The sequence below is a fragment of the Sphingomonas sp. Tas61C01 genome (assembly GCF_052567495.1).
Genome location: NZ_CP199583.1, coordinates 1986413 through 2000000, shown reverse-complemented (window position 1 = coordinate 2000000; position 13588 = coordinate 1986413). Strand labels below are relative to the sequence as shown.

The 13588-nt window shown below is 63.6% G+C and carries 7 protein-coding genes, 1 tRNA gene and 2 rRNA genes (1 of these 10 only partly in view); 9 read left to right on the top strand and 1 reads right to left on the bottom strand.

The window, feature by feature from the left end; genetic code table 11:
* The 4 genes from ACT009_RS09225 to ACT009_RS09210 form a co-directional block, all read left to right on the top strand.
* Nucleotides 1-2194: ribosomal RNA gene (locus ACT009_RS09225) — 23S ribosomal RNA — on the top strand (it extends 603 nt beyond the left edge of the window).
* Nucleotides 2195-2355: 161 nt separating this feature from the next.
* A 5S ribosomal RNA gene (gene rrf / locus ACT009_RS09220) occupies nt 2356-2470 on the top strand.
* 110 nt (nt 2471-2580) lie between these two features.
* Nucleotides 2581-2657, top strand: a tRNA-Met gene (locus ACT009_RS09215).
* Between the two features lie 817 nt (nt 2658-3474).
* The gene (locus ACT009_RS09210; protein ID WP_445190805.1) at nt 3475-4146 is read left to right on the top strand and encodes a DUF6445 family protein; all 672 of its coding nucleotides are present in this window, start codon (nt 3475-3477) and stop codon (nt 4144-4146) included.
* A gap of 6 nt (nt 4147-4152) precedes the next feature.
* Here ACT009_RS09210 and ACT009_RS09205 read toward each other — a convergent pair whose 3' ends face one another.
* Nucleotides 4153-5355, bottom strand: a complete 1203-nt coding sequence (locus tag ACT009_RS09205) for an MFS transporter (RefSeq protein ID WP_445190804.1) — start codon at nt 5353-5355, stop codon at nt 4153-4155.
* Nucleotides 5356-5607: 252 nt separating this feature from the next.
* Between ACT009_RS09205 and ACT009_RS09200 the strand changes: the two genes are divergently transcribed.
* From ACT009_RS09200 to ACT009_RS09180, 5 genes are all read left to right on the top strand, one after another.
* Nucleotides 5608-8679 carry a TonB-dependent receptor gene (locus ACT009_RS09200; RefSeq protein ID WP_445190803.1) on the top strand — a complete coding sequence of 1024 codons (3072 nt, stop codon included), beginning with the start codon at nt 5608-5610 and terminating at the stop codon, nt 8677-8679.
* 111 nt (nt 8680-8790) lie between these two features.
* On the top strand, nt 8791-10341 hold the full coding sequence (locus ACT009_RS09195) for a tryptophan halogenase family protein (protein WP_445190802.1): 1551 nt from the start codon (nt 8791-8793) through the stop codon (nt 10339-10341).
* Nucleotides 10341-11057 carry a SapC family protein gene (locus ACT009_RS09190; RefSeq protein WP_445190801.1) on the top strand — a complete coding sequence of 239 codons (717 nt, stop codon included), beginning with the start codon at nt 10341-10343 and terminating at the stop codon, nt 11055-11057. Before ACT009_RS09195 ends, ACT009_RS09190 begins: the two co-directional genes overlap by 1 nt.
* A complete protein-coding gene (locus ACT009_RS09185; RefSeq protein WP_445190800.1) occupies nt 11050-12075 on the top strand; it encodes a cupin-like domain-containing protein in 1026 nt (341 codons plus the stop codon). The genes ACT009_RS09190 and ACT009_RS09185 overlap by 8 nt, the downstream gene beginning before the upstream one ends.
* The gene (locus tag ACT009_RS09180) at nt 12072-13583 is read left to right on the top strand and encodes a tryptophan halogenase family protein (RefSeq protein WP_445190799.1); all 1512 of its coding nucleotides are present in this window, start codon (nt 12072-12074) and stop codon (nt 13581-13583) included. The genes ACT009_RS09185 and ACT009_RS09180 overlap by 4 nt, the downstream gene beginning before the upstream one ends.
* Nucleotides 13584-13588 lie beyond the last annotated feature (5 nt).

The window sequence follows — 13588 nt, the reverse complement described above, 5'->3', positions numbered from 1 at the left end:
TAATGGGTCTGTGACTTAATGTTTCAAGCAAGCTTAAGCCGGTAGGTGTAGGCGCAGCGAAAGCGAGTCTGAATAGGGCGACAAAGTTTGAAGTATTAGACCCGAAACCCGGCGATCTAGGCATGACCAGGATGAAGGTGAGGTAACACTCACTGGAGGTCCGAACCGATTAACGTTGAAAAGTTACCGGATGAGTTGTGTTTAGGGGTGAAAGGCCAATCAAGCCGGGAAATAGCTGGTTCTCCGCGAAAACTATTGAGGTAGTGCCTCGAGCGAATACCGTAGGGGGTAGAGCACTGGATGGGCTAGGGGGTCGCGAGATCTACCAAACCTAACCAAACTCCGAATACCTACGAGTACTACTCGGGAGACAGACGGCGGGTGCTAAGGTCCGTCGTCAAAAGGGAAACAGCCCTGACCTACAGCTAAGGTCCCCAAGTCGTGTCTAAGTGGGAAAGCATGTGGAATTTCCAAAACAACCAGGAGGTTGGCTTAGAAGCAGCCATCCTTTAAAGAAAGCGTAACAGCTCACTGGTCTAAATAAGAGATTCTGCGGCGAAGATGTAACGGGGCTCAAGACACGCACCGAAGCTTAGGGTGTGCTCTTTTAAGAGTACGCGGTAGCGGAGCGTTCCGTAAGCTGATGAAGCGATCTGGTAATGGGTCGTGGAGGTATCGGAAGTGCGAATGCAGACATGAGTAGCGATAAAGAGGGTGAGATGCCCTCTCGCCGAAAGACCAAGGGTTCCTGCGCAAGGCTAATCCGCGCAGGGTGAGCCGGCCCCTAAGACGAGCCCGAAGGGGGTAGTCGATGGGAACCACGTTAATATTCGTGGGCCTGGTGGTGTGTGACGGATCATGTGTGTTGTCATCCCTTATCGGATTGGGATGGCTTCGAAATGGTTCCAGGAAATAGCCCCACCGTATAGACCGTACCCGAAACCGACACAGGTGGTCAGGTAGAGTATACCAAGGCGCTTGAGAGAAGTGTCCTGAAGGAACTCGGCAAATTGCCTCCGTACCTTCGGAAGAAGGAGGCCCCAACTAAGCGCAAGCTCTGTTGGGGGGCACAGGCCAGGGGGTAGCGACTGTTTAGCAAAAACACAGGGCTCTGCTAAGTCGGCTTCAAGACGACGTATAGGGCCTGACGCCTGCCCGGTGCCTGAAGGTTAAGTGGAGGGGTGCAAGCTCTGAAATGAAGCCCAGGTAAACGGCGGCCGTAACTATAACGGTCCTAAGGTAGCGAAATTCCTTGTCGGGTAAGTTCCGACCTGCACGAATGGCGTAACGACTTCCCCACTGTCTCCAGGACATGCTCAGCGAAATTGAATTCTCCGTGAAGATGCGGAGTACCCGCGGTTAGACGGAAAGACCCCGTGCACCTTTACTGCAGCTTCAGAGTGGCATTAGGAAAGAACTGTGTAGCATAGGTGGGAGGCTTTGAAGCATCGGCGCCAGCTGATGTGGAGCCATAGGTGAAATACCACCCTGTTGTTTTCTGATGTCTAACCTCGAACCATGAAACTGGTTCAGGGACCCTCTGTGGCGGGTAGTTTGACTGGGGCGGTCGCCTCCTAAAGAGTAACGGAGGCGCGCAAAGGTTGGCTCAGGACGGTTGGAAACCGTCTGTTAGAGTGCAATGGCATAAGCCAGCCTGACTGCGAGACTGACAAGTCGAGCAGAGACGAAAGTCGGTCATAGTGATCCGGTGGTCCCTCGTGGAAGGGCCATCGCTCAACGGATAAAAGGTACGCCGGGGATAACAGGCTGATAACCCCCAAGAGCTCATATCGACGGGGTTGTTTGGCACCTCGATGTCGGCTCATCACATCCTGGGGCTGGAGCAGGTCCCAAGGGTTTGGCTGTTCGCCAATTAAAGTGGTACGTGAGCTGGGTTCAGAACGTCGCGAGACAGTTTGGTCCCTATCTGCCGTGGGCGTCGAAATTTGAGAGGAGTTGACCCTAGTACGAGAGGACCGGGTTGAACGTACCTCTGGTGTACCTGTCGTTCTGCCAAGAGCGCAGCAGGGTAGCTATGTACGGACGGGATAACCGCTGAAAGCATCTAAGCGGGAAGCCTCCCTCGAGATAAGATTTCTTAGGACGGTCGGAGACCACGACCTTGATAGATCGGATGTGGAAGTGGAGTAATCCATGGAGCTAACCGATACTAATTGTCCTATTCGCGCTTGAGAGTCCCACCATCAATGACAGCCCTGGGCAACCAGACCAGCTCGTCGGCGACGTGGATGATCATGCTCGACGCCAGATACATGTGGTACAAGCAACGAAACTGCACATCGATTTACAAGAACCTTGATCCCCCCGTACGCGCCTCACGCACCGGCTTCATTGCTTGGTGATAATAGCGTCGGTGTCCCACCCGATCCCATCTCGAACTCGGCCGTGAAACCCGACTGCGCCAATGGTACTATCGCTCAAGCGATGGAAGAGTAGGTCGTCGCCAGGCATTGTAGCCGGTGCGCGAGAACATGCACGGAACCAGGATCAAGCAAGAACCCATTCACACATGTCTCCTCCGACGCCCAAACGGGCGCCGACAGTCCCACCAGGGACCGCCGCGGGGTGGAGCAGCCCGGTAGCTCGTCAGGCTCATAACCTGAAGGTCACAGGTTCAAATCCTGTCCCCGCAACCAACAAAAGCCCGCAAGTGGAAACACTTGGCGGGCTTTTTGGCGTCTGGTGATGTGGCGTAGAAAAGCCGCCGAAAGCACCGTGGAAGCAAGACAGTCCGTGGTTGTGCGTAATCTCCCACAGTCAGTTCCACTGCTGCGCGACCGGTCGAAGCTGGGGGAGAGCAGTCCGGCGGCTTCCGGGTGCGCAAGTGACGATAGAGGCCGTTTGTTTATGAGGCGGCGCAGGGTGGTGAGAGTTCATTTAGGGTAGGTTACAGCCCCGTCGCTTCCTGGCCTCGATCGGCGTAAGCGAACGCGGTTCATCAAGGGGCATCGATGGTGTATCGCCATATACGGTCGTGCCGCTTCGATTTGGTTGAACTCGTAAGCATCGAAGGCGGTGCGATGCACCAGCAGCCTCAGTAGCTCGCGAATATTCATGCTGGTCCTATCATCGCAGCTTCAGCGAAGTCGATCGCGTCGGCATGCGAACGCCGACGCCAATGGATTCGGAGGAGGTATTTTGACGGAGAGCTCAAGTTTTTCGGTGGACCACCGACCGATACTGCATCGCCTGACCGCGACACCTAGCGGAGTTTTGCCGCAAGCGCGCTGGTCGTCGTCGGGCTGGGGATTGAGCGCTCATTGGGCACCGCGGCGCGACGATCCCTCGACCTGCCGGCTCGCAATAACAAACCCCAGGAACGGCGCTTGTCGCGTGCGTTTGACGCGGCGGGCAGTATCTTTGGTCGATCGGCGAAACTGAGGCAATATGGGCCTTCACCTTGCGCCGCGAATATAAAACCCGCCGCCCAAGCCATAGCGCAGGAGCCGCTGAATGACCGACCATGCGGTGACCAGACAGCGGATCGGCAGCGAAGGTGAGCCGTTGGTCGTCATCGACGGGTTCGCCGCCAACCCGGATTCTCTCCGCGCGGACGCGATCGCCGGATCCTACGATCCCGCAGGTCACCACTATCCCGGCATCCGCGCGGCGTTGCCGGATCGATATCTGCGCGACCAGCTGCCGGTGATCGCGCGGGCACTCGGCCGGGAGTTCGGATCGTACCGACGGATCCACGTCGTCGATGCGCGCTTCTCGATTGTCACGACCGCGCCGGATGCGCTCGATGTCCGGCAGCGGCTGCCGCATGTCGACGCCTATGGCCGCGATCGCATCGCGCTGGTGCACTACCTGTCCGCCTCGGACCGTGGCGGCACCGCCTTCTTCCGCCACCGCGCGACCGGGTTCGAGACGATCGACGAGGCGCGAGCGCCGATCTTCTTCGATGCGCTACGTCGCGAAGTAGAGGCCGCACCCCCGGCGGGCTACATCGTCGCGGACACCGCCCTGTTCGAACGTACCGCGCTGATCGACGCGTGCTTCAATCGCGCGCTGCTCTATCGGAGCAATGTGTTGCACAGCGGTGCGATCGCGGCGGATGCGGTGTTGTCGCCCGATCCGGCGCTTGGCCGGCTGACCGTGACCGCCTTCTTCGCAATCGAGTAAGGTGGGTCAGCGCCGTCCCGTTGCGGCCTGGATGACGAAGCCGCCGCACAGCGTCAGCGCAGCGAGCACCAGCAGCACCGCGTCGAAATCGGCCGGGGTGGCGAGCAGCCAGGTCAGCGCCGGGCCGAGCATCGATGGCAAGGTATTGGTGAGGTTGATCAGCCCGAGATCGCGCCCGCGGTGGCGCGCGTTCGGCAGCAACTGCATCGCGAACGACGCATGGAGCGCCAGGAACACCGATGCGCCCGCGGTATAGACACAGAACGCCGCGGTGGCGGTCGCAAAATCCTCCGCCAGCGCCATGCCGACCAGCCCCGCGGCGCCGACCGCGCTCGCCGCTAGCAGGAAGGGCTTGGTCCGCCCCCAGCGGTCGGCGAGCCAGCCGACCCACACCGCGACCGGCAGCGGAACGACGTAGGCGACGATCATGAGCACTCCCATCCGGGCCGCGATCGTCGCCGGCGGCACGGTGCGCGCGACGCTTTCGAGGTAATAGAAGAGGTAGACGAACAGCGCGCTGCCCGCGATCTGCACCAGCAGTCGCGCGCTCCAGGCAAGCACCAGATCGCGCGGCGGCACCGACGGCAGCGCGCTCGTCGGGCCGGCCGGCGCAATCGGCCGGGCCTTGGTGAGCAACAGCGGCATAACGCACAGTGCAAGGGCCAGCGGCACGATCGCGAGCCGCGCGTCGCTGCCGATCGAGCTGAGGCCGACCAATACCGCCGACAAGGCGGCCGCAACCGGGTTCGCGAGCGCCAACAGGCCGCCGGCCACCCCCTTCTGGGTATCGGGCACCTCATCGGCCATGATTGCGGCGAGCGGCGCGAGGACGATGTTGACCGCAATCTGGAAGGCGACAACCGCGAGGACCAGCGCGACCGCGGACTCGGCCGCGGCGATGGTGGCATAGGACAGACCGGTGGCGATCGCCCCGCCCAGCATCCAGCGCCGGCGGCCACCGCCGCGCTCGACCGACCGGTCGGTCAGCCATCCAAACACGATGTAGGACAGGCTCGCCGCCAGCGATCCCAGCACGACGACCAACGCGAACACATCGAGCCGGGCCGAACCGGCGACCGCGTCGACCTTGATCGGCAGCAATAGCGTGAGCAGCGGCAGATAGCCGATCACCCCGCCCGCATAGCCGAGCGCATAGATGAGCAGAAACCAAGTCGACCGATGCTCGGGCGTGTTGAAATGCGCCTTCATCGCGCTCCCTAACGCCGTCTTGGCCAGCCGGGCAAGGTGGGGTGCGATGTATCGGCATCGTCATGGTCCAGGCTTATTCCGCGCTTCGTAGCGGCTTGCCCGCGGGCATGTTGCGCCGCTGCCACGGTTCCCGGCAAAACCAGAGAACGTTCACAATGATGCGGTTGGTAACTTGACAACCTTCCTGCAGCCGGAGAAGTGAACGTTCACAGGAAGACGCATCGATAGCGTCGCGGTTTAGGGGAGATAGTCATGCGCAGCTTTTCAGCTCGGTCGCTTTCACGGTTCATCGTCGGCACGTCGGCGCTCGCGCTGCTAGGTTTGCCAAGCATCGCTGCGGCCCAGGATGCGGCCGCTACGGTCGGCAATCCCGGCCCCTCCGATATCCAGCCCCAGGCGACACCTGACGATCCGAACGCGATCACCGACGACATCGTCGTCACCGGCATCCGCGCCTCGCTGCGCCAGGCGATCGACATCAAGCGCAATGGCCAGGGCGTCGTCGACGCGATCTCGTCCGAGGATATCGGCAAGTTCCCCGACACCAACCTTGCCGAATCGCTGCAGCGCATCACCGGCGTGTCGATCGACCGGTCTAACGGCGAAGGCTCGACCGTCACGGTCCGTGGCTTCGGCCCCGAATACAATCTCGTCACGCTGAACGGGCGGCAGATGCCGACCTCGACACTGGGCGACGGCGCCAGCGCGCCGTCAAGCCGGTCGTTCGATTTCGCCAACCTGGCGTCGGAAGGCATCGCCGCGGTCGAGGTTTATAAGACTGGTCGCGCCGCGGTTCCGTCGGGCGGCATCGGCTCGACGATCAACATCCGCACGCCGCGCCCGCTCGACAAGCCGGGCATGCGTGGCAGCCTTGCCGCCAAGGGCGTGCTCGACAGCTCGCGCAATGGCAAGGACCAGATCACACCCGAGGTCTCGGGCATCTTCTCCACCACCTTCGCCGACGATCGCATCGGCGTGCTGGTCAGCGGCGCATACCAGCGTCGTAAGGCGAGCAATAACTCGGCAAGCGTCGGGTTCCGCGATGGCTTTCTAGGCTCGGAGAACAATTGGGGGACGCTGGCGCAGCCCGGGACGCCTGGCGCCGCGAACATCACCAACCGTCCGGACGCGACCGACGTCTACGAGATCCCGCAGAGCGCCGCCTACGATGTCATCGATATCGACCGCGAGCGCATCAACGGCCAGCTCGTCCTGCAGGCGAAGCCCACCGATACGTTGACCGCGACGATGGATTTCACTTACTCGAGCAACAAGGTCGAAGTGCGCGACAGCAGTGTCGGCATCTGGTTCAACTTCGGCGATACCCGTAGCGCCTGGACCGACGGCCCCTCGGCCGGCCCGATCTTCTATTCGGAGAATTTTGGGCCCGGCAAGGATCTGTCGTACAGCAGCGCGCTGACCGCCAACAAATCCGAGAACAAGTCGCTCGGCGGCAATTTGACCTGGGAGGCACCCGGCAACGTCACGATGTCGCTCGACGCGCATCATTCGACCGCGACGTCGAAGCCGAGCAACGACTACGGCAGCAGCACGTCGATCGGCGGCGCGATCTTCGGCGTTCAGTCGCAGACGATCAATTTCGAGCAGGACCTGCCGATCATCTCGTACCAGATGTATCCGGGCATCGATCCGCTTAACGCTTCGCTGATCACGCCGACCGGCAACGCGTTCCGCAACGCCTATTTCCGCGACGAGATCAACCAGATCCAGTTGAAGGGCCATTATCAGCACGACGGCGACTTCCTCGACAGCATCGACTGGGGCTTCTCCTATGTCGATAACAAGGTGCGGTCGGCCTATGGCTTCATCCAGAACGAGACCTGGGGCGGCATCGATCCGCGCGGCGCGTCGTTCGGCGCGGCGGCAGTGCCCGACGACTTTTTCCACCTTACCAGCCTGCCCGACAAGTTCAACGGCGTGAAGGGTTCGGGCGACCCGGCATTGGCGCCGTCGATCTACACCTTCCAGTTCGAGCAGATGGCGGAGCCGCTGCGCACCCAGTACAACATCTGCAGCAAGCCGCAGACCGGCACGGTGATCCCGGGCACCTGTCTCGCCAACTTCACCAACGATCGCCGTATCCATGAACAGACGATCTCGCCCTACGTGCAGTTCAACACCAAGTTCGAGATCGCCGGACGGCCGACGCACATCATCGGCGGTGTCCGTTACGACCAGACCCAGGTGAATTCGTCCGCGCTGGTGCCGATCCCGAACGGCACCCGCTGGACGGGTGCCAACGAATTCGCGCTGACCTATGGCGCCAGTGCGTTCACGACGGTGAAGGGCAGTTACGAGAACTGGCTGCCGGCGGTCGATTTCGACATCGAGCCACTGGCCAACGTCAAGCTGCGCGCGTCCTACAGCCACACCATCACCCGTGCGGATTACGGCAGCCTGCAAGGCGGCCTGTCGATCGATTCCAATCCCCGTATCGGCGGTGGCACGGGCAGCCAGGGCAATCCCAACCTGCTGCCGTACAAGTCTAAGAACATCGATGTGTCCGCGGAATGGTATTATGGCCGCGAGAGCTACATCTCGATCGGCTACTTCAACAAGGACGTGAAGAACTTCATCGGCACGAACCAGCTGAACACCGCGGCGTTCGACCTGCGCAACCCGGGCTCGGGCCCGCGCTATCGCCAGGCGGTGGCGGCACTCGGCACTACCGATGCGGTGCGCGTGCGTGATTACATCCTGCGCAACTTCCCCGGTTCATCGCAGGTCACCGGCCAAAACGATGTCGTCCAGCCAGACAAATCCACGATCACTTATCTGACTGGCGACATCTTCGGCCTGCCGCAGGACGACCTGTTCAACTTCCAGATCAGCCAGCCGTTCAACAGCGACCAGACCGCCAACATCCATGGTTGGGAATTCGCGGTACAGCACAGCTTCTGGGACACCGGGCTCGGCGTGATCCTCAACTACACGATCGTGAATGGCGACGCGAAATACGATAACACGATCAACCCGAACGTCGGCCAGTTCGCGTTGACCGGTCTCAGCGACAGCGCCAATGCGGTCGGTTATTACGACAAGAACGGCATCCAGGCTCGTGTGGCCTATAATTGGCGCGGCCAGTTCTATGCCGGCGGCGCGTTCGACCCGACCTATGTCGAGGCCTATGGCCAGGTCGATGCCAGTGCCAGCGTGGAGCTGACCAAGGGGATCGCGATCTTCGGCGAGGTCATCAACCTCACCGGGGAAGGCCGTCGCGGGCATCGCCGGTCGGACAACTTCGTCACCTTCGCGCAGCCCGGCTATGCGCGGTATTCGGCCGGGGCCCGCCTCACCTTCTGACGCGCGACGCCACCGTCGATGATATGCTAGGCGTCGGAATGGTCATCCTCCGTGGATGACTATCCCGGCGCCCGGCCGGCATCTGGATGCAAGGGAGCCGACAGGCGGACGATGGACAAGCCGATCGCTGACATCGTGATCGTAGGCGGCGGCACCGCAGGCTGGCTCGCCGCCTGCCTGATCGCCGCGCGATCCGATCGCGATGCGGCCGCTCCACTCCGGGTCACGCTCGTCGAGTCACCCGATGTCGCGACGATCGGCGTCGGCGAGGGAACCTGGCCGACGATGCGCCGCACGCTGGAGCGGATCGGCCTGACGGAGGCCGACTTTCTCGCCGCCTGCGATGCCTCGTTCAAGCAGGGTTCGCGGTTCGTCGGCTGGCGGGATGGCGGCGAAGGCGACGTCTACCTGCATCCCTTCACCGCGCCGGTCGAGGGCGACCCGCGCGACGTCGTGTCGGCCTGGGCCGGGCGCGGCGGCGCCTTCGCCGACGTGACGGGGGCGCAGTCCGGCATCTGCGGCCGTGACCTGGCACCGCGACAGCGGGCGATGCCCGACTACGCGGGGACGCTGAACTATGCCTATCATCTTGACGCGGGCAAGCTCGCCGCGCTGCTGATGCGGCAGGCGACGGAGCGGCTCGGCGTCCGACATGTGCGCGACCACGTCGTCGGGATCGATGCGGCCGACGACGGAGACATCGCCGCGGTTCGAACCCGGGCATCGGGCAGCATAGCGGGCGATCTGTTCATCGACTGCACCGGGCACGCCGCGCTGCTGATCGGTGATCACTACGGCGTCGGCAGCGTCGATCGCGGCGGCGAGCTGTTCAACGATCGCGCCATCGCCGCCCAGATCCCGGTCGCTGAAGACAGCGCGATCGCCTCGCAGACGGACGCGACCGCGCATGTTGCGGGATGGATCTGGGACATCGGACTGCCGACCCGTCGCGGCGTCGGCTGCGTCTATTCGTCCGCGCATCTGAGCGACGACGCCGCCGCCGACACGCTCGCGGCTTATCTGCGCGTAACCGCGCCCGGCGCAGGCGACGTCGCCTTCCGGCAACTCCGCTTCCGATCGCACCACCGCGAGCGCTTCTGGGAACGCAATTGCCTGGCCGTCGGGCTGTCTGCGGGGTTCCTGGAGCCGCTCGAGGCATCGGCGATCGTCCTCATCGAACTGTCGGTAACTGCGCTGCTCGACGGGTTCCCGGCGACGCGCGGTGCGATGCCGATCCACGCCGCGCGCTTCAACGCGCTGTTCCGCTATCGCTGGGATCGGATCGTCGAGTTCCTGAAGCTGCATTACGTCCTCAGCGACCGCGACGAGCCCTATTGGCGCGATCATCGCAGCGCGTCGTCGATACCGCCGCGGCTCGGCGCGCTGCTGCGACTGTGGCGCGATCAACCTCCCTCCGCCACCGACTTCCCGATGATCGACGAGATCTTCCCTGCCGCCAGCTATCAATATGTCCTGTACGGCATGGGCTTCCCGCCGCCGCCGCGCGGCGCGATCGCGACGGGGACGCGCGCGCAGGTCGACAAGCTGCTAGGGCAGGTCGATCAGCGCCGACGCACCCTCGTCGCCGGCCTGCCGACCAACCGCGCCTATCTTGATGCTTTGCAGGCAACCCGGCGATCTGTTCTGGAACCGACACCCTGATGACCGACCAAGCTATCCTGACCGCCGACGCTCACCGCGACTTGCGCATCCGTACCGATCGGGCCGCCGCGCTCGGCGACGCGGTGATGGCGTGCATCACCGTGCCGAGCGAGTTCCGGCGCGTGCAGGCGCACTACCCGATCCTGTTTCAGCTGGATCAGGCGACCGGCGGCTTCGCGGCCATGGCGATCTTCGGGTTCGAGGCCGGCGAGAACCTGTTCCTCCACGACGGGCGCTGGGATGCGCGCTACCGGCCGCTGGCGATCGACAGCCAGCCCTTCCTGATCGGGCGCGCGGCCGATGGCTCGGACACGCGCCAGGTCCATATCGACATGACAAGCCCGCGGATCGATGCGGACGAGGGTATGCGGGTATTCGACGACATCGGCCGGCCGACGCCGTTCCTGGAACGGATCGCCGACCAGCTGCGCGCGCTCGACACCGATTACGTCGCGTCGGCGGATTTCTACGCAGCGCTCGCCCGATACGAGCTGCTCGAGCCGTTGACGCTCGACGTCACGCTCGACGACGGATCGAAGAACCGCCTCGTCGGCTATCATGTGATCGACGAGGATCGCCTCGTCGGGTTGGAGCCCGGTGCGGTCGCCGATCTCCACGCCGCGGGGCACCTGATGCCGATCTTCATGGCGCTCGCCTCGCTCGGCAACATCGGCGATCTGATCGCGCGAAAGAACCAGCGGCTCGCGCATGGCTGAGGCCGACCGCCCGGCAGCGTTGGCGCGGATCCGCGAGATCAAGGTCGCGGGTCCCGATGAGCTGGACGCGCAGCTGCGTTCCTCGACGGCCCCGTTTGTGGTCCGCGGCCTCGTCGCCGATTGGCCGCTGGTGCACGAAGGCCGACGATCGCCTCGCGCCGCGCGCGATTACCTCCAGCGTCACGCCCGCGACCTTCCTTTCGCGGTGTCGGTCGGCAGGCCCGACAGTGGTGGCCGGTTGTTCTACGACGACGGCCTGGCGATGAACTTCCAGATGCTGCGCGCCAAGCTGCCCGAGATCTTCGCACGCATCGACGCGAGCGAAGGCACGGCCGACGCGCATGCCATCTATCTCGCGTCGATCGATCTCCACCAGTTCTTCGTCGGCCTCCACGAGGCCAACCATGTCGATCTCGGCGGCCGCGCGCCGATCGCCAGCATCTGGATGGGCACCCAGACGCGGATCGCCGCGCACAACGACGTCCCCGATAATCTCGCCTGCGTCGCGGTCGGCCGGCGTCGTTTCACGCTGTTCCCGCGGGAGCAGTTCCGCAATCTCTATCTGGGGCCGTTGGACAACACGCCGGCAGGACGGCCGGTGAGCATGGTCGACTTCCACAACCCGGATTTCGCCGCCCACCCCCGCTTCCGCGAGGCGCTGGCCCGTGCGCAGGTCGCCGAGCTCGACGCAGGTGACGCGCTCTACATCCCGTCCTTATGGTGGCATCACGTCGAGGGGATCGCGGCGTTCAACGTGCTGGTCAATTACTGGTGGCGCGAGACGCCGCGGTGGCTGGGGCAGCCGCAGGATGCGCTCAACCACGCGATCCTCGCGCTGCGCGATCTTCCCGCCGACGAGAAGGCGCATTGGCGCGAGATGTTCGACCACTATGTCTTCGACAATGACACCGCGGCGACCGCACATATCCCCGAACAGGCGCGTGGCATCCTCGCGCCCCTGACCCTCGAAAGCGCGGGTCGTCTCCGCGCCTTCCTCTTGAGAGCGCTCAGCCGATGACCGAACCCGCCATCCGTCGCGTGATCATCGCCGGCGGCGGCACCGCCGGCTGGATGGCGGCCGCGGCGATCGCGCGCACGATGGGCAAGACGGTGCAGCTGACCCTGGTCGAATCGGACGCGATCGGCACCGTCGGCGTCGGTGAATCGACGATCCCGCCGCTCGTCACCTACAACCGCCTGCTCGGCATCAACGAAGCCGAATTCATGCGGGAAACACAGGCGACCTTCAAGCTCGGCATCCTGTTCGACGACTGGAAGGACCGCGGCGAGCGCTATTTCCATTCCTTCGGCGTCACCGGCAAGGATCACTGGTCCGCGGGCTTCCAGCATTTCTGGCTGCACGGCCTGACCCAGGGCCACCACCAACCCTATGACGATTACTGCCTCGAACTGCGTGCCGCGCTGCAGGGCAAGTTCGCCCACCTGCCCGACGAGCGGATGAACTACGCCTACCAGCTCGACTCGACGCTGTACGCCAGGTTCCTGCGGCGCATGGCCGAGGCGGACGGCACCAAACGCGTCGAGGGCAAGATCGCGCGGGTCGAGCTCGACGGCGAAAGCGGCGACATCGCCGCGCTGGTGCTGGAATCGGGCACGCGGCTCGAAGGCGACCTGTTCCTCGACTGCACCGGCTTCCGCGCGCTGCTGATCGAAGGGGCGCTGCACGCCGGGTTCGACGACTGGAGCCACTACCTGCCGTGCGACTCCGCGATCGCGGTCCAAACCGCGAGCGTGCGACCGGCGCTGCCCTATACCCGCGCAATGGCACACGACGCCGGCTGGCAGTGGCGGATCCCGCTCCAGCACCGCACCGGCAACGGCATCGTCTATTGCAGCCGCTATCTCGACCGCGACGCCGCACTCGACCGCCTGCTCGGCAACATCGAGGGCGGGACGCTGACCGAGCCCAACTTCATCCGCTTCGTCACCGGCGCGCGACGGCGGCAATGGCACCGCAACTGCGTGGCGATCGGGCTGGCGGGCGGCTTCATGGAGCCGCTGGAATCGACGAGCATCCATCTGATCCAGCGCGCCATCCTGCGGCTCATCCGGCTGTTCCCGTCGGCCGGCGTTTCCCAGCGCGACGTCGCCGAGTTCAACGACCAGCAGCACACCGACATGCTGCAGATCCGCGACTTCCTGATCCTGCACTACAAGGCGACCGATCGCCGCGACAGCGCCTTCTGGCGGCAATGCGCCGCGATGCCGATCCCGGAATCGCTGGAACAGAAGATCGAGCTGTTCCGCGAAACCGGCCGCGTGTTCCGCAAGAACGAAGAGCTGTTCGCGGAAAACAGCTGGGTGCAGGTGATGCTCGGCCAGGGGATCGTGCCCGAGAGCTATCATCCGATCGCGACCAAGCTGCGCGACGACGAACTCGGCAAGCTGCTCGCAACGCTGCGCGACGGTACCAACGCGACCGTCGACGGGCTGCCCGAACACGCCGCCTATGTCGCACGCTATTGCGGTGCGGTCCGCGCGCCGACCAGCGTCGCGGCCGCCTGAGACAG

Coding starts and splice junctions, on each gene's coding strand:
- ACT009_RS09210 (WP_445190805.1), top strand. CDS start 3,475: ATGACCGACCATGCGGTGACCAGACAGCGGATCGGCAGCGAAGGTGAG.
- ACT009_RS09205 (WP_445190804.1), bottom strand. CDS start 5,355: ATGAAGGCGCATTTCAACACGCCCGAGCATCGGTCGACTTGGTTTCTG.
- ACT009_RS09200 (WP_445190803.1), top strand. CDS start 5,608: ATGCGCAGCTTTTCAGCTCGGTCGCTTTCACGGTTCATCGTCGGCACG.
- ACT009_RS09195 (WP_445190802.1), top strand. CDS start 8,791: ATGGACAAGCCGATCGCTGACATCGTGATCGTAGGCGGCGGCACCGCA.
- ACT009_RS09190 (WP_445190801.1), top strand. CDS start 10,341: ATGACCGACCAAGCTATCCTGACCGCCGACGCTCACCGCGACTTGCGC.
- ACT009_RS09185 (WP_445190800.1), top strand. CDS start 11,050: ATGGCTGAGGCCGACCGCCCGGCAGCGTTGGCGCGGATCCGCGAGATC.
- ACT009_RS09180 (WP_445190799.1), top strand. CDS start 12,072: ATGACCGAACCCGCCATCCGTCGCGTGATCATCGCCGGCGGCGGCACC.